The following is a 17,637-nucleotide window of genomic DNA, read 5'->3' as shown; positions in this document are numbered from 1 at the left end:
CACCTCAACCCTGACCAATCCTATTCTTAACCTACCCGATGAGCGCTGTGTGGAAGCCCTCGGCGAGGCCTATTACGAAGCGGTTCCCGCGGCGACATTTCCTGAACACCACCTGCGCTTTCGCAACGATCGGTTGCTGGCGGAAACCTTTGGCCTCGATCCGCAACAGATCCAGGATGATCACTACCTGGAGGCCTTTGGAAAATTCCAGGGGCAGGAGCCTTTCCTGGCCCTGGGCTATCATGGCTATCAGTTTGGCACCTACAATCCTCAGCTGGGCGACGGGCGCGGCTTCCTGCTGGCCCAGGTCCGGGGGCAAGATGGCTGTTTGTACGACTTTGGAACCAAGGGATCGGGGCGGACGCCCTTTTCTCGCACCGCCGATGGCCGTTTGACCTTGAAAGGCGGAGTTCGGGAAATGATTGCCTCAGAAGCGCTCCACTATGCCGGCGTCCACACCTCGCGCACCGTCAGCGTCATTGAAACGGGCGAATCCCTCTGGCGGGGAGATGAACCGTCCCCCACCCGATCCTGTGTGCTGGTGCGTCAGAGCCGATCCCACATCCGCTTTGGCACCTTTGAACGCTTGCTGGTGATGGACCGGCCAGATTTAATGGAGCGACTCCTGAACCACGTGATTGCGGAATATTATCCCGATCTGAGGGCGATCGCCAGTGTCCAGGATCGCTACCTGGGGTTTTACCAGGCTTTGGTGGAGCGTACGGCCCAACTTGTGGCTCAATGGATGTCCGTGGGCTTTTGTCATGCGGTTCTCAACACCGACAACATGTCCATCACCGGCGAGAGTTTTGACTACGGCCCCTTTGCCTTTATTCCAGCCTTTGACCCTGGATTCACCGCCGCCTATTTTGATCACGATGGTCGCTATAGCTATGGGAATCAGCCGGGGATTTGCCATTGGAACTTGGAAATGCTCCAGCGGCCCCTGGCTCGAATAATGCCCAGGGAAGAGATGGCCCAGATTCTCAAGGGCTATGGGGAGGCCTACTACCGTGCCTACCGCCAGCGGATGCGGCAAAAGCTGGGGCTCGACCCCCACCTGGAGGGGAGTGCAGAGGCGCTGATGGGCCAAACCCTGCAGCTGCTGGAGTCAACCCAGATGGATTATCATCAGTTTTTTGCCACCCTGCGGCAGGAATTTTCTCCCCTGTGGCGAACGGATGCGGGTCATATTTTAAGCGAGACAAGGTGGCTGGCCAGCGCTGGACCCCAGGGCGATCGCTGGCGAGATCTATACCATCAAGTTCTCAATGAGCTGCCGGACTTTGCGATGGATGACGTGGCCCAGCGCTTAACCCAGCACAACCCCCTCATTGTGCCCACCCGACCGATGATTGAAGCGGTTTGGGACCCCATTGCCCGGGAGGACAACTGGCAACCGCTGTATGATTTGCTCCAGAAAATTCGCTCTCACTAGCCGATTCTATGCTTCCTCCCCCGCTCACGTCCCCGCTTCCAGCCTCTACCCTCCAGCGCTATTACGCCATTCGCCAGTTTAGTGAAAGGCTGTGCGTTCCCCTGGAGCTAGAGGATTATGGTCTTCAGGCCATGCCCGATGTTAGTCCCCCCAAGTGGCATCTGGCCCACACCACCTGGTTTTTTGAAACATTTTTGCTGGAGCCTCACCTACCGGGCTACCGCTTATTCCATCCCCAGTTCGGCTATCTGTTTAATTCCTACTACGAAACCGTGGGCGCTCGACATCCGCGCCCGCAGCGGGGGATGATCTCCCGACCTACGGTTCGAGAGATTTACCAATACCGTGTCCATGTGGATGAGGCTATGGTGCGTCTCCTGGAGCAGCGGGGAGATTGCCCCGAATTATCTGCGCTCATCGAGTTAGGGCTCCACCATGAGCAGCAGCATCAGGAACTGCTGCTTATGGATACGAAGTTTAATTTTTCCGTCAATCCCCTGCTCCCCGCCTATCAGAGCGCCCCTGTGCCACCCCCGAGGGAAGATCTTCTCGAGGTCAATCCCTACCGGGTTGCGGCTGGACTCTACGAAATTGGGCATGGAGGGAAGGGGTTTGCCTTTGACAATGAAGGCCCTCGTCATCAGGTCTTTTTGCAAGACTACGAATTGGACCCCTATCTGGTGACCAATCAAGCGTATCTGGAATTTATGCAAGAGGGCGGCTACCAGCGCCCGGAACTCTGGCTGTCTGAAGGGTGGTTCATTCTGAATCAGGAGGGCTGGTCTGCGCCCCTTTACTGGCACCGACAGGACCAGATCTGGCAGGTCATGACGCTCATGGGTCTCCAACGGCTGCATCCCCAGGAGCCCGTCTGTCACCTGAGCTATTTTGAGGCCGAGGCCTTTGCCCGCTGGAAGGGCAAAAGATTGCCCACGGAAGCGGAGTGGGAGGTGGTGGCTCAGTCCCAGTCGCTTCAGGGGCAGTTCCTGGATCCGTCTTACCCCCATCCGCGACAAACCGGAGCCCTCTACGGTTCAGTGTGGCAGTGGACCCAAAGCCCCTACAGCAGCTACCCCGGCTTTCAGCCAGTGCCGGGAGCGGTGGGGGAATATAACGGAAAATTTATGTGTAATCAGTTTGTGCTGCGGGGAGGGTGTTGCGTGACGCCCCAGGGCCATATCCGATCCACCTACCGCAATTTCTTTCCGCCTCAGGCTCGCTGGCAGTTTGGGGGGCTTCGCCTCTGTCGAGATGCCGGATCAGACCCCCAGGTTTAAATTCCCTTTGTGAAACCTTAAGGTGCCATTGCTTGTCGATGGGCCGTTTCTGAGCTAGAACACGGTTACAACCCTCCAGTGACTTTGAGGTCTGTCGTGATCTGTAATCAATGTCTGTATCAGAGTAATTGTATTGCGTTCTGCCTAGCGCGCCGAGATCCCTTTGTTCGCGCCAAGCTGGACCAGATCCAGCAATGCCAGCGGCGGCGTATCCGGCGCAGCTTTGCCCAAAAGCTCCGGGGCTGGCTTCAGCAATCGTTGATGGCCTGATAGTGCTGAACGATTAAATCGCACACTTGGTCAATGGATCGGCCATCGGTGAGAATCGGGATGGCATCGGGCGCCTGCATGAGGGGGGCGATGGCTCGACTGCTGTCCTTGCGATCGCGCTCTGCGATCTGCTGTCGCAGTGTTTCCAGGGAGATCTGGGTTTCCCCCTGCTTGATTAAATCCTGCATTCGGCGGCGCGCCCGCTCCTCCACCGTGGCGGTAAGAAAAATCTTGAGTTGGGCATCGGGAAACACATGGGTGCCAATATCGCGACCCTCCGCAGCAACGCCCCCCCCTTGACCAACGCGCTGCTGCTGCTTCACCAGGGCAGATCGCACCGCAGGCTGGGCCGCAATGGTGGAGACATGGGCTGTGACTGCTGCGGTGCGAATCACCTCGGTCACATCGCAACCCTGGATGTATACGCGCAACTGGGCCTGGGAATCGGTGCATAGCTTCAGGTCCAGTGTAGGCAGGATCTGGGCCACGGCCACTTCATCTTCGGGAGGAATCTGAGATTGCAAGACCTGCCAGGTAACGGCACGGTACATGGCACCGGTATCGAGGTAGAGCAGCCCCAAGCGCTGGGCACAAAGCCGCGTTACGGTAGATTTTCCGGCTCCGGCAGGACCATCAATGGCCAAAATGGGTTTGCGAGCATCCAAAATCATATTGTCAATCAGTCGAGTCCTTCCAAGCTTGGCGGCAACGGTGAGCAGTCCCCGCGATTCAATCTGCGAGAGGGGCATTAAGGTTTCCGGCTCCACCAGTTCAACGTAATCTAGCTCAATCTGGGGGCTTTTTTGCAGCTGTTCGTGGACCGCCTGAATGAAGGGGGCGGCCTTGCGCTCACCCCTGGCAAAGAGATCGGCAGCTCGCTGCAGTCCTTGATAGATCAAGGGAGCATCCCGGCCTTCGGCCTCGCTCAGATATTGATTGCGAGAACTCAAGGCCAGGCCAGAGTCTTGGCGGTAAATGGGGCAGGCTATGATCTCCACTGGCACATTGAGATCGGTCACCATTCGGCGCACAATGGCGAGCTGCTGAGCGTCCTTCTGGCCAAAGTAGGCCCGATCGGGCTGGAGAATCTGGAAGAGTTTTAGCAACACCGTGGCCACTCCTGTGAAATGGCCGGGCCGCGATCGCCCACAAAGCCCTTGGGTCATTGAGGGGGGCGGAACCACCTGAGTACATTCGCCCTGGCCGTACATCGCCTCAACCGTTGGTGCAAAGATGGCCTCAACCCCGAGCGACTCGCAGTGCTGGCGATCTTGATCCAGGGATCGCGGATAGCGGTGAAAATCCTCCCGCGGCCCAAACTGGAGCGGGTTGACAAAAATGCTGACAACGACACAGTCATTGTCGCGCCGTGCCGCTTTGATGAGGCTCAGATGTCCTGCGTGGAGTGCGCCCATGGTGGGCACAAATCCCACTCGCAAGGGTCGAGATTCCAGGGACAGATGAGCCTGTTTTTTGAGTCTGATAAAGGTTTGTACGCTTTCTTTTGTGTGAAATATCACCCGTTTTGATTCCTTTGGTGTGGCCTTTGGGTTCGCCTCTCGCGTAGCCTCTTCATGCCGCCTCTGCTGGTAATGTTCTGCCAGACCCGGATTCCAGAGATGAATTGACTTGATTGTAGGGCGGGGTGAATCCCCTGACTTTTCCTGAACTTTTCCGTATCGACAGAACTCTGGAAACTCTAGAAACTAAGGGCAAAGGATGAATCAAGGGGATGGGACCCCCCACCCACAAAGCCGATTCATCCTAGATGGTAGAGACCCTTAGAAATGACATAGAACACGGGAGAGAATGATGACCCTCCACGAAGTGCTTAAAAACAGTATTAACATTGGTCTCCATGCGGTTGTGATGGGGCTGCTCATTATTCCCTTTCTCTGGTTTTCGGGTGGGCTGAGCCCCCGTCAAGATGAACCCGTGCAGCCCACCATGGAATCCAAGTTGCCCTTACGGCTGATGACTCAATAAGGAGGACGCAATCAATAAGAGAACCGATTCTTCCCAGTGGGGCGGGGAGAGGGTAGGGCAGCGCTACTCCCCTAGGCTGGCATTGATCTCGTTTAGGGGGCGGCGCTTTAGCTCCACCGATTGCGAACGAGGCAGCAAATCAAACAGCTCGCGGTAGCGATCATCAATGGTCTCAAAGGGAACCACGCCTGACCAATTGGCGACGATGTTGCCCTGGGCATTGAACAAAATCGTTTGGGGGAGAACATTTTGAAAATAGTAGCCTGGCTCATCGGGACGGTAGCGTTGCTCTGCCAGGAGCGTATCTGAACTGATGGGAATAATGTCAGATACCTTACCGTAGTAGCCTTGCAGGCGAGACACCACAGAGGCGAACTGTTTACAGTCTCGACTGTCGTCCACAAAGAAGGTGAGCAGGGTGGGCTTATTGCTCTGAAGCGATTGAGCTAGGGTGGTTTTCGGGGGAATAAGCGCCCCATTTCCAGCATAGAGGGCAAAGATGTTGCCATCGAAGTGGTCATCTTGAAGGCCGGCCCAGGCGGGGGAAAGGGGACTAATTGTGAGGGTAACGATTAGGCAAAAGGTGAGGATGCGGGCGATCCAGGCGCTCACGATCTGATTCATGCTAACTGGGTACACAGGACAGATCTAGGGTATGGTGTTCTGCTCGTTCCAGCAACGAGTCGCGGTGTCAAGTTGGCCTCCTGATCCTACAGCGGTGGTGACTCAGGGTTGAGCGTTTCCTGCGGGGGGGCTTCGGTTTGGCACCTTGGCGAAACTTTTTTCTCCCTTGTGCTTTCTAAGGGGTTGAGTGTGTCCCAGAGGGGCTAACTTTGTCTTTTTTCAAGGGTTACAATAAAGTTTCTTTCGAGGCCAGCTAACCTATTGCGTGAAAGTGTGATTCCAAAACCAGCCACCTCGGCACCTCCATACCGTCTTGAATGCACCCGCTGCGGCGCGCAGTATGACCCTGACCCCTTCCGGTTAACCTGCGCCCATAGCCATGCACCGGCCTTGCTGCGCGTGAACTATGCGGTGCGGCAAATTCGCGTTCAAGATCAGTTACCTGGTATATTTCGCTACCTCGATTGGTTACCGATGCAGCAAGGGCTATCGATTTCCGGTCGCCCGGTTACCTATGCCAGTCAGGGGTTGGCCCACCATCTTGGGCTGCAGAAATTATTCATTAGTTTCAATGGCTATTGGCCAGAAAAGGGTGCTTTCCTTTACTCATGCTCCTTCAAGGAGTTAGAGGCGATCGCGGTGCTGGCCCAATTTCAGCACACCCCTTCCCAGACCCTGGTGGTGTCCTCTGCTGGCAATACGGGCCGGGCCTTTGCCACGGTTGGATCCCAAACCACTCAGCCGGTCTGTATTGTTTCACCCCAATCCAGTCTGAGTGCCTACTGGTCGCATCGCCCCTTTCGGCCGAATATCTCCCTGGTGGCGGTGTGCAATAACGCCGACTATACCGATGCGATTCGCGTGGGGCAGGTGATAGGCAGCACCTCGGGATTTTTCCCCGAAGGGGGCGTGTACAACGTGGCCAGGCGGGCTGGTATGGGGCTGACGGTGATTGATGCCGCCTTGGAGATAGGACAACTTCCCCAGCATTATTTCCAGGCGGTGGGATCAGGCACCGGTGGAATCGCGGCCTGGGAAGCCAGCCGTCTGCTTCAGGCCGATGGTCGGTTTGGATCCCATCCCATGCGGCTTCATTTGGCCCAAAATCATCCCTTCACGCCCCTGGTCCAGGCTTGGCAGCAGCAGCGGCCTGAAATTAGTCCGATCTCGGATCAAGAGGCCAAGGGGCAAATTCAGCAGGTTATGGCGCCAGTTCTCACCAATCGGACTCCAGCCTACAGCCTCACGGGTGGGGTTTATGACGCCCTTCGAGCCACCGGCGGACAGACCTATGGAATTTCTAACGATGAAGTGAGGCAGGCGGGGCAGTTGTTTGCCCAGCTTGAAGGTATCGATATCAGCCCCGCCGCGGCGGTGGCCACGGCGGCCCTCTGTCGCGCCGTGGATCAGGGAACGGTCAGAGCGCAAGATTCTATTTTGCTCAATATCACCAGCGGGGGAATTCAGCGACTCCGGCAGGATTATCAGCTGGTTCACCTCCAGCCCCACACCAGTGTTGATGGCGCACAGCCTAGGGGAGATCTGACCCGATCCCTGCGGGCTCTATTACAGGTCTCCATTCCTGCTTAGGAGCGCGACTCTTACCGGTTGGCCGCTCTGCTATTTCCTTTCCCCCGTCCATCAGGCAAGATGAAGAGGCAGCCAATCCTGGCGATCGCCTCTATCGTTCTGCTCTTCTATGCGGCCCTTGTGATAGGGCCTCCCAAAAAGAATGATCCAATTCCTTCTGCCAGCGGTCACCCGCCTAGCTCGTCGACGAAAATTTTCCTTTTTAAAGAAAACCTCCAGGATTCATCACCATCAGCAGCAGTTTCTCCAGCAGCTCCTGCGAGAACATCAAGACACTCAATTCGGTCAGGCCCACCATTTCCATCGGATTGATTCCATCGAAGCCTATCAAGCTCAGGTTCCCATTCGGACCTATGCGGAACATGAACCCTACATCCTCCGTATGGCTGAGGGTGAAGCCAACGTCCTGGTGCGCGATCGCCCCATATACTTCAACATCACCAGTGGTTCCACCGGCAAGCGCAAGCTCATTCCTGTTACCCGATCCTCGCGTCGATGTGTTCGTCGCGCGTCCAACGCGGCCACAGGCTTTTTAGCCGATGCTGCCCTTCGCGCGGGTCGGCCCCTGGGAAAACTGCTGTTCCCGGCCTCAGTGAATGCCATGGGCCAAACGAAAAGCGGAGTGGAATTTGCGCCCGTGAGTACAAGCGATCTGAAGCTTTCGAATGGGCTGGCAAGAACGATTATGTCCAGCCCCTACGCTGCCCACCAGGTGAAGGATCTCAAGTCACGTATCTACATTTGTTTGCTGTTTGCCCTGGCCGACCCGCAATTGCGCGTGATTGCGGAAACCTTTCCGGTTACCTTGTTACGACTGTGCCAATATTTGGAAACGCGGGCAGAGAGCTTGATTGCGGATCTGCGGACTGGAACCCTGGCCGATGACTTGGTGCTAGATCCAGAGCAGCGTCAACTCTTAGAACGCAAGCTGGCGCCCCACCCAGCCCGTGCTGAACAGTTGGCTGACCTGCAGAAACGGCACGGATCCTTAACCCCGCAAACCGTTTGGCCTCAACTTTCCTTCTTGATTACCGCGCGGGGCGGAACATCCGATTTCTACTTTCAGCGCTTTCCAAAATACTTTGGGGATGTTCCGGTCTTTGGGGGCGTTTATTCCTCGGCGGAGGCGACCTTTGGGGTTCACCGTGACTTCAATACCGATGGCGTGATGCTCGCGTTAGAAAGTGGGTTTTTTGAATTTGTGCCCTCGGATCAGTGGGATGAGCCCCAACCTCAGACAAGATTGCCTTGGCAGCTTGAGGTAGGCCAGCCTTATCGAATTATTGTCACCAACTATAACGGCTTTTATCGGTATGACATTGGCGATGTGGTCGAAATTGAAGGCTTTCATCACCAAACCCCCATTTTTGTCTTTCGCAACCGCTACCGAGGGTTTATTACCTCGGTGGGAGAAAAGACGACTGAATACCACGTGACTCAGGTCATGAATGCCCTGCAGCAAAAATATGATCTTCCCCTGCTGAATTTTTGTATCACGCTCTCCGATGACATTCCGCCTCGTTATTGGGTCAACGTGGAACTTTTGAATCAATATCAAATGCCGGACCCGCAAAAGTTTTTGGCAGACTTTGATCGACTATTGGGTGAAGTGCATAGTGTCTATGAGCTGAAGCGTCGCGATCAAGTTGATCCCCCCTGTTTGCGGGTGTTGGCGCCGGGAAGTTTTCAGCGGTGGCAACAGCAATTAGTGCAGCAGGGCATTGCGGAAACCCAGATTAAGCTGCCCAAAATTAGCAACGATCGCGCCTTATTTACCCAGACCTCGACAATCCTGGAATACCGGTGGGACTAGTCAGCCCTCCTCTGTGAGATCGGGAGGATAGCTGAGGCCGCCCCTGAGTTTCAGAACCACGGCTCGAAATTTTGCCCCGGCCCTGGGAACAGTGCCTATGGGTCGGCGATGAAGAACGAACCCCAGCATTGTATGATTTCCGGTACTGTCTCAAAGCCTCCACTTAACGTGGCTTCCTATCCATGCTTGGACTTGTGCCGAAAGCTGTCACTGCATTTGCAACCTACGAAAAGTCAAACTTTATTCGGAGGTCCCAAACAGTAGAAGGGAGCCAACAGCGGTTTTTGGACTCTCTCCTGACCTTTCATCGCAATACTGAGATGGGGCGCCGCTTCCATCTGGGGGAGATTCGGACGCATTCTTCCCAAGCCGGGAAAGCGGTGCGGTTTGGTCCGGCCTTGATGACGGACTCCGTGTGTCTTCAGGGGAAGACCTCTGCCCCGACTCCCTATGGACCAGTGATGGTGAGGAGCCTGCGCAACCACCCAGTCTGGAACCGGCTCCGTCAACGTTGGGTTAACCGGGGCATGTCCGACTCTCAGTTAAAAATTCCTCACCTTAGCGAGGATCGCGACTCTCTTGCTGAGTTTTCTGTGCTTGAGGAAGTCAGCTTTCCCGCCGCCGTTCCCCAGGGATAACAGGCAAGGATCTTGAATGATGCTGGCAATTCCCAATATTTTTAGAGCCTTAGCTTCCCCTAACTATCGACTTTATTTTGTCGGCCATGGACTGTCGCAGATTGGCACCTGGATCACCAAAACTGTCGCAATTTGGCTGATCTATGAATTAACAGATTCTCCTCTCATGGTGGGAATCATTGCATTTTTTAGCTTAAGCCCCACGATTATTTTTGCCCCCGTGGGGGGACTGATCGCCGATCGCAAAGATCGGCGTAAAATTCTGATTTTGGTGCAAACGGTGGCGACGGTGCGGGCACTGATCCTGGCCATGCTTGCCTTTTCAAACCATTTGAGCATCGGGGCCTTGGTTCTGCTGACAGCGATTCAGGCGTTGATTGAAGCCATTGATGATCCCACTCGGCAAGCTTTAATTCCCACCCTTTTAGTCAACAAAGAATATTTAACCAATGCGATCGCGCTAAATTCGATTTTGGTCAGTTTGTCTCGTCTCCTTGGCCCTGCCATTGCCGGGATTTTGCTGGCCTACGTGGGGGCGGGATTTTGCTTTTTAGCAGATGGCCTGAGCTATCTGGCGATCCTCTCGGCTCTGCTGGCCATGCGAGATCTGCAAACCAACGCCTCCCCCCTTCAACTCCGACAGCCCTGGCGCGATATCCAGTCTGGAGTGCACTATGCCCTCCAATCGCTGCCCATTCGCACGGTGTTGCTGCAGCTAGCGGTGGTGAATCTGTTTGCGACTCCCATCATTACCCTGGGACCCGTGTTTGCGGAACGGATCCTGCAGGGGGGACCGGAAATATTTGGTTTATTTGTGACGGCTTCGGGGGTCGGGGGGATTTTTGGGGCCATCATGCTCAGTCTCTGGTCCTCCGTTCGGGGGCTTGATGCCCTCTTGACCTTTTCCCCCCTGTTGACCGGGGTCGCATTGATGGGATTTGCCCAAAGTCGATGGTTAAATCTATCCCTATTGTTGATTATGGGGGTGGGATTTTTATTGATCTTACAAATTTCGGCCAGCAACACGATCTTGCAAACCGTTACTGAAGAAACCAAGCGCGGACGGATTATGTCGTTGTTTGTGATCACCAACGGCACGATGCTTCCCTTTGGCAACCTGCTGGCAGGCGTGATTGCAGATTGGTTCACCGCGCCGTTTGCGTTAATGCTAGAGGGAGGGCTCTGTATGGCCAGCGTGCTTTTCTTTCTGCCGAATTTTCCACGACTGCGCCAGGCTATTGCCCAGGCCTCTAGGCCTCATTAACCTTGACCCATTCGGTGTGAAACGTTCCGGGTTGGTCAATGCGCTCGTAGGTATGGGCTCCAAAAAAGTCCCGTTGGGCCTGGGTCAGGTTTTGGGGGAGGCGATCGCGGCGGTAGGAGTCAAAATAGTCCAGGGAGGCGCTAAAGGCCGGTACAGAAATCCCTTGATAGGCGGCATGGGCAATCACTTTGCGCCAGGCCTCTTGCTTATCTAGAATTGTTTGCCTGAACTCGTCAGCCAGCAGAAGGTTAGCCAGTTGCGGGTTTGTCTGAAAGGCGGCTTTAATCTTGTCTAAAAATTGCGCCCGGATAATGCAGCCTCCCTTCCAGATGCGAGAAATTTCCGCCAGATTTAAATGAAAGTCAAAGGTTTGGGAGGCTGTAGAGAGCAGAGCCATGCCCTGGGCATAGGAGCAAATTTTCGAGCAGTAGAGGGCATCGCGCACCTGCTGCACAAATTCATCGCGATCGCCATGGAAGGCAGGCGATGAGAAGGCAAGCTTCTGGGCCGCCTGCACCCGCTCCTGCTTGTAGGAAGACATGATGCGGGCATTGACCGCCGCCGTAATGGTGGGAATTGATACCCCGAGCTCCAGGGCACTGATCACGGTCCATCTTCCAGTGCCCTTTTGGCCGGCTGCGTCAAGAATGAGCTCCACCAGAGGCTTTTGGGTTCCTGGGTCAAGGTAGGAGAAAATTTGTGCCGTAATTTCAATGAGGAAAGAGCTGAGTTCCTCGGTTTGATTCCAGTCTGTGAAAATTTGATGCAGATCCTGGTGGCCCAATCCTGCCACGGTCTTGAGCAGATCGTAGGCCTCTGCAATAAGCTGCATATCGCCATATTCAATCCCGTTGTGGACCATTTTGACGTAATGCCCCGCGCCTCCCGGTCCAATATAGGTAACGCAGGGGCCGTCATCGACCTGGGCCGCAACTTTGTTTAAGATAGGGGCCAGCGCTGCGTAGGCTTCCTCCGTACCGCCCGGCATCAGGCTGGGCCCGTTCAGCGCACCTTCTTCCCCGCCGCTGACGCCCATGCCAATAAAGCGAAACCCCTCGCCTTCCAGGGCCTCTGTTCGACGCTTCGTATCTTCGTAGAGCGAATTGCCCCCATCAATGAGGATATCTCCACTTTCTAGCAAGGGCTTGAGTTGATCAATGACGGCATCTACCGCCCGTCCGGCCTTCACCATCATTAAAATGCGTCGGGGCCGCTCAAGGGAGGCAACAAACTCTTCCAGGCTATAGGTGGGCTTAACGTTGCGCCCGGCTGCCCGCTGGGCCATAAACTCCTGCGTTTTTGATTCTGTTCGGTTATAAACCGCCACGGGAAAGCCGTTTCGTTCAACGTTGAGCGCCAGATTTTCGCCCATAACTGCGAGGCCGATCACCCCAAATTTTTGCTGTGACATCAACAGAAGGCCCTCTTAAGCTTCACAAAACTTTTGCCCCTTAGCCTAGCGTGATCCCCAAAATTTGCACCTAAACCTGAGATTAAAGTTAGAGATTGTTAGGGTTTGCTGCAAACCTTAACTGTTTCGTCGCTTCCCGTTACACCCCCCATAATAGCCCTGGAGAACTCACTGGCCTTCAGGCTGGGCTCGCTAGCAGGTGCTGAATAAACGGGGCGGTGATGTCTTCGACCTGCTGAACCACGGCCTTAGCTCCCTGGGCTAAGAGTTGGGGGCCATAGCGCTCATTTTCCCAGGCATGGGGGGGAACGACGCCAATCCCGTAAATGGGGCGATCGCGCCACTGCTGCTGGGCATTTTCAGCGGTTTTCATATCCGCTGCGGTATCCCCCACATAGAAAATGGGCACGCTCTCCCAATGGTTCAAGCTGGGATTCAGGCGCGTCAGCTGCGATTCAATCAAGGTAACCGTTTGGAACAGCCCCTGGGGATCCGGCTTTCCCGGTGCATCCTCCATGGCCACTAAGGGGGGAGAGTTGATTCCCAGACGACTCTCTAGGACATAGCAGGCCGACCCGCGCGTGGCTCCGCTGAAGAAGCCCCAGCCAATTTGCTGATGTTGCAACTGCTCTAAATAGTGGGCCGACATCAGGAGCGGCTCATCCTTAATGTAGCCAGAAAACGCTTGACCGCGATATTTGCCTTGAAAATAGTCCACAATGGCATCGTAGCCGTGGGGAACCGACTCACGCGCCCTACCCTGTCCCTCGTAGTGCCGGTAAATCAGCTCCTGGGACGCTTTCCAATCGTTGTTCCACAGGCCCTCGGCCTTCAGGGCATCGATGTCGGTCATGGTGGGCCGATACTGCTGCGCTGTGAAATGTTCCACCGTATCCGCGATCGCCCGACGATAGGACTGGGCAACATCTCGAACCACCCCATCGATATCAAAAATGATCAGGGCAACCGGCTGGTCCATTCGCGAATAAGGTATGATCATAGGTTGTACATAAAATCTGCTTGGAGGTTTGATTGTCAAAGTTCATTTTGAAAATTTTGTGGCTTGAAGATAACGTTGCCCTCGCCGTTGATCAGGTGGTGGGGAACGGAACCAGCCCTTTAACATCATACTTTTTCTGGCCTCGGAACGATGCCTGGGAAGAACTTAAGGCTGAGCTGGAGAAGAAATCCTGGATCTCAGAGGTGGATCGGATTGAGCTGCTCAACAAGGCTACGGAAGTGATCAACTATTGGCAGGAAGAAGGAAAGAACCGTCCTGTGGATGAAGCCATGTCGAAGTTTCCAGAGGTGACCTTTGCCGGAACGGCGTAGCATCCTTGGCTTCAGGTGCCTCAGATGTTAGCTTCAGCAACACTTCCCCCACCATTGATGAGGGAAGTGTTTTTGTTCGAGCCTACTTCGTTCCCAAGCCAGGGGAGATCAAACGCTGATGGTCTCGGGAGGAGCAGGCAGACATTTAACCTGAATGCGCTCAAGGCGAGGGCCTTCTAGAGAAGTCACGGTGAATTCTAAATTTTCGTAGACCAGCTGATCATTAATTTGGGGAACCTTTTGGAGCGAAAATAGCAAAAATCCGCCCACGGTCTGATACTCTTCGCTAAAGGGAAGATTAATGCCGAGCTGCTCGTTAATGCTTTCAATGGAGGTTTGGGCCTGCACAGAATATAGCTGTTCCGCCTCCTGCTGAATCTCCTGGCTGCGCTCAATTTCATCCTCCTCGGGATCGCTAATGATCACCCCGAGAATGTCCTTGAGATGGATTAAACCCGCGGTGCCGCCCACATCTTCCTCGCGAACCATGAGCATAGTCTGATTGTGCTTGTACATCAGCTCTAGGGCCTCGGTGATGGAGGTGTTTTCATTGACAAACCGGGGAGGCTGAACCCACCGGGAAACCACAGTGTCCGCCTGAATCTGCTGATCCTGCAAGCCCGTAGCCAGATCGTGAAGTTTTAAGATCCCCTGGACATCATCTAGGGATTGATCAATGACCGGATAGGACTCGTGACCGATGTGGGCCAGAAGGGCTAAAAATTCTGCGTAGGTGCCGCGAACGGGAAACGCCTCAATGTTGGTGCGGGGCACCATCAGCTCTCGTACCGTAATTTCTCCAAACTCAAAAAAGTTACGCAGCAACTGTTCCTCTGGTTCATTGGAGGCGATGGCAGAGGCTTCGACCATGAGCTGAAGCTCCTTGGTGGTGACCTGCCCGTAGAGTTCCTCCTCTGAAAACTGGATGCCAAACATGCTCAGCAAAATTTCTGTGGACCGATTGAGCAACCAAATAAAGGGATAGAGCAAATTGGAGATGCTCAGACTCAAGGGCCCCAAGGATCGAGCCAGATATTCTGAATACCTCAGTGCCAGGGACTTTGGTCCTAACTCTCCCAGCACAATTTGTAGGTAGGCTACGGACAGAAACACCAGCAAAATACTGAGTGATCGAATAATGGAGGAGTTTTGCAGGGCACTCACCTGAAGCACAGACAGGCCTGCACTGACCAGGGATGAAATGGTGCGCTCTGAGATCCAACCCAGAGCCAGACAGGAGAGCGTGATGCCAATCTGGGTGGTGGAAAGCAGTCGGTTTAAATCTCGCTGGAGGTTTTGGACCGTTTTGGCGGGGGCATCGCCCTCCAGAACCAGCTGCTGAATGCGCGATCGCCGCACAATGACAATTGAAAATTCCGCAGTGACAAAGAAAGCGTTAATTGCAATTAGCGCAAGAATAGCAATCAAAGAAGTCATGGGTTGCGTATAGAGGGCAAAAATCCCTCCAAGTTGCCAAAGGTACGGACGTTCTGCATGGAAAGCAAACTGAATCGGAATTATAGATCTAGTCCGTCCCGGAACTGACCGGAATGTCTTTGACTTCCAGGCTGACGTTTTGGTCGGGGTAATTGGTCAGGCTAAGATTTAATCGCTTAATGCTGCCGGGTGGGGCATCAAAGATTGTAATCGTACCGACATGGGTTTCACTTTGGGGCTGCAGAGTCTCGGGGATGCCCACCACCTCGGAAGAGAGGGCAAATCCCTCATCATCGGTCACATCCAAAAACGTATAGATAAATTGGACCGGTTTTTCACCCCCGTTGGCCATGGCAACATCTAGCTCAATTTCGTCTCCCTTTTGAGTCAGGGAGCGAATATCTAGCCTGATCCCCTGACTTTTGAGCTGAATGGGGTATTTACCCGACGCCTTTTGAGTGGTTTTGCCCTGCTTTTTTTCGGCGGCTGGGGTGGACTGTTTAGCCTGATTATCCGGTTTGTCCGGGGATTCAACCTTCGCGTTTGAATTTTGCGTTAATGCCTTGGACTGCTGAATAATTTGGGTTTCCTTGAGGAAGCTGACCCCCTGACGGGGATTCTGACCCGTCTCTTCGGAGTTGTTAATAAAGGGGTTGATATCGGGCTGGGTAATGCCGCGCAGGGAGTTGCGGCCAAAGAAGTACCCCGCCAAGCCCGTTGCAGCCCCAATCAGGAGCATAATTCCCAGCAAAAGCAGCGTAAATTTCGCGTTTGAGCTGATGCTGGATGTTGTAGTTGCAGAGGATGCAGGCGCAGCACCGGCCGCCTGCAACTGTCGCTTGGCCATGCGCTCAGTCCTAGGGAAAAAAATATGAACTGGATGAACTCAGGAACGACCTCGAGGGATTATTCATCGCTAAGACAGCTTAGCGCTGTGCCGATCAAATCGCAAATCCTAGCCCTGGGGCGAGTGGTGGAAATTTTCAGGATTACTATATACTCAAAATACTCAAATTAAAGTGACCCCGCCAGGGTTGGCCGAGCGGTCTAGGCAGCGAACTCATAATTCGCCTCAGGCAGGTTCAACTCCTGCACCCTGGATTTCTTGAACGCAAAATTGGACCATGGCTTTAGGCTGGGTTCATACTGAGCTGGCCTTAAACCCATGGTCCTGGGAAAGTGGGTAGTTGGCATTTAGCCCCTAGGGCAAAAATCCTGCTGACGGTTGAATTTCAGACAGGGATGAGTTGAAGGGATTGGGGAGGTCGCGCGTCCGCAGGGTTGGGTAATCTTCGTCCTGCTGCTGGAGTAAGTCGCGATAGAGGGCTTCTATCTGACGGCCAGACTTGACCAAGGTGCGATCGCTAAATTCAACTCCGAAGAAGAATTTGCCATCTCCCAGCGTAGAGTCATCCTGGAAGTAGGTATCGATTCGGGTATTGCGATCGACCACTTCCGGGATAGAGTCGTAATGGAGCGACTCCGCGGGATCCGCTGTTTGAGCAATGCCGCTGGGACAATCTAGCCCCAATCCTGCTAAGACTAGGGCCAGACTGCCCAAAACTTTTGTACACGCTTTCATTCACCCAAATCCTTTGAAAGTTTATGTTCATCAAGCCCCTCCATCGCCTCCCAGAGATAATCGGAGGGAATAGCAAGGCTGCTGCCCGTCGATCTGCGCTTGAAGATCGATAGATAGGCCAAAATACTATCATCTCTAAGATTGCCCAAAATTCTCGGGTTTTCTTGCAATCAAGGAATATAATTTAGGCCGGAGGGGCTGCTATTGTGATTTGGCTGAGTTGGCTATGACCCATTCAAGGAATGCAGAGTGCATTGATGCAGAATTAAACGCGGGTGCAGTGCCCCCAGAGACCGATCTCCGACAAACACTTTTGGACTTGCTGGTCCAACATGCTTACCAGGAGGGCAACTTTACCCTCTCGTCGGGGCAGAGCAGTTCCTACTACATCAACGGGAAAGTGGTGACGCTCCACCCCGAGGGGGCCTTAGCCCTTGGGCATTTGCTGTTGCATCGACTGCCCAGGGAGGTGGATGCCATTGCGGGGTTGACCTTGGGGGCTGATCCCATTGTCTCTGCTGTCTCGATTGTTTCTGCGTTGCAAAAGCGACCGATCCCAGGGATTATCATTCGCAAGCAGGCAAAGGGGCATGGCACAATGGCCTATCTGGAGGGTCCCTCCCTGCCTCCCAACAGCACGGTGGTGGTGGTGGAAGATGTGGTTACCACAGGCCAATCGGCCCTGATGGCCATTGAGCGACTACGCCAGGCGGGCTATCAGGCCAATCGCGTCCTGGCCATGGTAGATCGCCAACAGGGTGGTGCAGAGTTTTATCAACAGCAAGGAATTGAGTTTGAATCGATTTTTACGATTGCTGACCTGCAGGCCGCCTATGCTGCCCGCTCGGGTCAATCCTGAAAAAAAGGTCGGCTTTCTTGAGAATGAAACTTGATCATTAGTTTTCTCCGAGAAACCCCGATCCTCTTAGGTCGGGGAGGGATAGGAGCGGGGCGTTAGCCCCACACAATTGACGC

General features: G+C 54.2%; 17 protein-coding genes and 1 tRNA gene. 11 read left to right on the top strand and 7 right to left on the bottom strand.

The window, feature by feature from the left end; all coding sequences use genetic code 11:
• Positions 1–10 precede the first annotated feature (10 nt).
• From QQ91_RS08910 to QQ91_RS08900, 3 genes are all read left to right on the top strand, one after another.
• Positions 11–1,438 (top strand): protein adenylyltransferase SelO, encoded by a 1,428-nt coding sequence (locus QQ91_RS08910; protein ID WP_236096132.1) that lies wholly within the window; start codon positions 11–13, stop codon positions 1,436–1,438.
• Between the two features lie 8 nt (positions 1,439–1,446).
• Complete coding sequence (gene egtB / locus QQ91_RS08905; protein WP_166281675.1) at positions 1,447–2,715, top strand: ergothioneine biosynthesis protein EgtB; 1,269 nt, start codon at positions 1,447–1,449, stop codon at positions 2,713–2,715.
• 96 nt (positions 2,716–2,811) lie between these two features.
• Positions 2,812–2,985, top strand: a complete 174-nt coding sequence (locus QQ91_RS08900) for a hypothetical protein (RefSeq protein WP_166281673.1) — start codon at positions 2,812–2,814, stop codon at positions 2,983–2,985.
• Here QQ91_RS08900 and QQ91_RS08895 read toward each other — a convergent pair.
• Positions 2,964–4,505 (bottom strand): bifunctional pantoate--beta-alanine ligase/(d)CMP kinase, encoded by a 1,542-nt coding sequence (locus tag QQ91_RS08895; RefSeq protein WP_166281671.1) that lies wholly within the window; start codon positions 4,503–4,505, stop codon positions 2,964–2,966. The two genes, QQ91_RS08900 and QQ91_RS08895, sit on opposite strands and share 22 nt — an antisense overlap.
• Positions 4,506–4,794: 289 nt before the next feature.
• On the opposite strand from QQ91_RS08895, the gene QQ91_RS08890 reads away from it, so the two are divergent.
• On the top strand, positions 4,795–4,971 hold the full coding sequence (locus tag QQ91_RS08890) for a hypothetical protein (protein ID WP_166281669.1): 177 nt from the start codon (positions 4,795–4,797) through the stop codon (positions 4,969–4,971).
• 63 nt (positions 4,972–5,034) lie between these two features.
• Here the strand turns inward: QQ91_RS08890 and QQ91_RS08885 are convergent, their stop codons facing one another.
• Entirely contained in the window at positions 5,035–5,595 is a 561-nt protein-coding gene (locus tag QQ91_RS08885; protein WP_166281667.1) for a thylakoid membrane photosystem I accumulation factor, read from the bottom strand.
• Between the two features lie 273 nt (positions 5,596–5,868).
• Between QQ91_RS08885 and QQ91_RS08880 the strand changes: the two genes are divergently transcribed.
• The 4 genes from QQ91_RS08880 to QQ91_RS08865 all read left to right on the top strand — a co-directional run bounded on the left by QQ91_RS08880 (position 5,869) and on the right by QQ91_RS08865 (position 10,900).
• Positions 5,869–7,185 carry a cysteate synthase gene (locus QQ91_RS08880; RefSeq protein WP_166281665.1) on the top strand — a complete coding sequence of 439 codons (1,317 nt, stop codon included), beginning with the start codon at positions 5,869–5,871 and terminating at the stop codon, positions 7,183–7,185.
• Between the two features lie 142 nt (positions 7,186–7,327).
• On the top strand, positions 7,328–8,998 hold the full coding sequence (locus QQ91_RS08875) for a GH3 auxin-responsive promoter family protein (RefSeq protein ID WP_166281663.1): 1,671 nt from the start codon (positions 7,328–7,330) through the stop codon (positions 8,996–8,998).
• 182 nt (positions 8,999–9,180) lie between these two features.
• On the top strand, positions 9,181–9,636 hold the full coding sequence (locus QQ91_RS08870; protein ID WP_166281661.1) for a GH3 auxin-responsive promoter family protein: 456 nt from the start codon (positions 9,181–9,183) through the stop codon (positions 9,634–9,636).
• A 16-nt stretch (positions 9,637–9,652) separates the two neighbouring features.
• Positions 9,653–10,900 (top strand): MFS transporter, encoded by a 1,248-nt coding sequence (locus QQ91_RS08865; RefSeq protein WP_166281659.1) that lies wholly within the window; start codon positions 9,653–9,655, stop codon positions 10,898–10,900.
• Here QQ91_RS08865 and gnd read toward each other — a convergent pair.
• Together gnd and QQ91_RS08855 are read right to left on the bottom strand one after the other, a co-directional pair.
• A complete protein-coding gene (gnd, locus tag QQ91_RS08860; protein ID WP_166281657.1) occupies positions 10,887–12,311 on the bottom strand; it encodes an NADP-dependent phosphogluconate dehydrogenase in 1,425 nt (474 codons plus the stop codon). The genes QQ91_RS08865 and gnd overlap by 14 nt on opposite strands.
• Positions 12,312–12,489: 178 nt before the next feature.
• On the bottom strand, positions 12,490–13,290 hold the full coding sequence (locus tag QQ91_RS08855) for a TIGR01548 family HAD-type hydrolase (protein ID WP_166281721.1): 801 nt from the start codon (positions 13,288–13,290) through the stop codon (positions 12,490–12,492).
• 53 nt (positions 13,291–13,343) lie between these two features.
• Here QQ91_RS08855 and QQ91_RS08850 point away from each other — a divergent pair, with 53 nt between their 5' ends.
• Complete coding sequence (locus QQ91_RS08850) at positions 13,344–13,643, top strand: 30S ribosomal protein PSRP-3 (RefSeq protein ID WP_166281655.1); 300 nt, start codon at positions 13,344–13,346, stop codon at positions 13,641–13,643.
• A gap of 108 nt (positions 13,644–13,751) precedes the next feature.
• On the opposite strand, the gene QQ91_RS08845 is transcribed toward QQ91_RS08850, so the two are convergent.
• On the bottom strand, positions 13,752–15,080 hold the full coding sequence (locus tag QQ91_RS08845) for a hemolysin family protein (protein WP_166281653.1): 1,329 nt from the start codon (positions 15,078–15,080) through the stop codon (positions 13,752–13,754).
• A gap of 88 nt (positions 15,081–15,168) precedes the next feature.
• Positions 15,169–15,927 carry a hypothetical protein gene (locus QQ91_RS08840; RefSeq protein WP_166281651.1) on the bottom strand — a complete coding sequence of 253 codons (759 nt, stop codon included), beginning with the start codon at positions 15,925–15,927 and terminating at the stop codon, positions 15,169–15,171.
• Positions 15,928–16,108: 181 nt separating this feature from the next.
• Here QQ91_RS08840 and QQ91_RS08835 point away from each other — a divergent pair.
• Positions 16,109–16,181, top strand: a tRNA-Ile gene (locus QQ91_RS08835).
• 100 nt (positions 16,182–16,281) lie between these two features.
• Here the strand turns inward: QQ91_RS08835 and QQ91_RS08830 are convergent.
• A complete protein-coding gene (locus QQ91_RS08830; protein WP_166281649.1) occupies positions 16,282–16,662 on the bottom strand; it encodes a hypothetical protein in 381 nt (126 codons plus the stop codon).
• 226 nt (positions 16,663–16,888) lie between these two features.
• On the opposite strand from QQ91_RS08830, the gene pyrE reads away from it, so the two are divergent.
• Positions 16,889–17,521 carry an orotate phosphoribosyltransferase gene (pyrE, locus tag QQ91_RS08825; RefSeq protein WP_166281647.1) on the top strand — a complete coding sequence of 211 codons (633 nt, stop codon included), beginning with the start codon at positions 16,889–16,891 and terminating at the stop codon, positions 17,519–17,521.
• The last annotated feature ends 116 nt before the right edge of the window (positions 17,522–17,637 follow it).

Source organism: Lyngbya confervoides BDU141951 (genome assembly GCF_000817775.3).
In the GTDB taxonomy this organism is placed as follows: domain Bacteria; phylum Cyanobacteriota; class Cyanobacteriia; order Thermosynechococcales; family Thermosynechococcaceae; genus Lyngbya; species Lyngbya confervoides.
The sequence above is the reverse complement of the archived record's forward strand: the minus strand, read 5'-3'. Positions and strand labels throughout refer to the sequence as shown.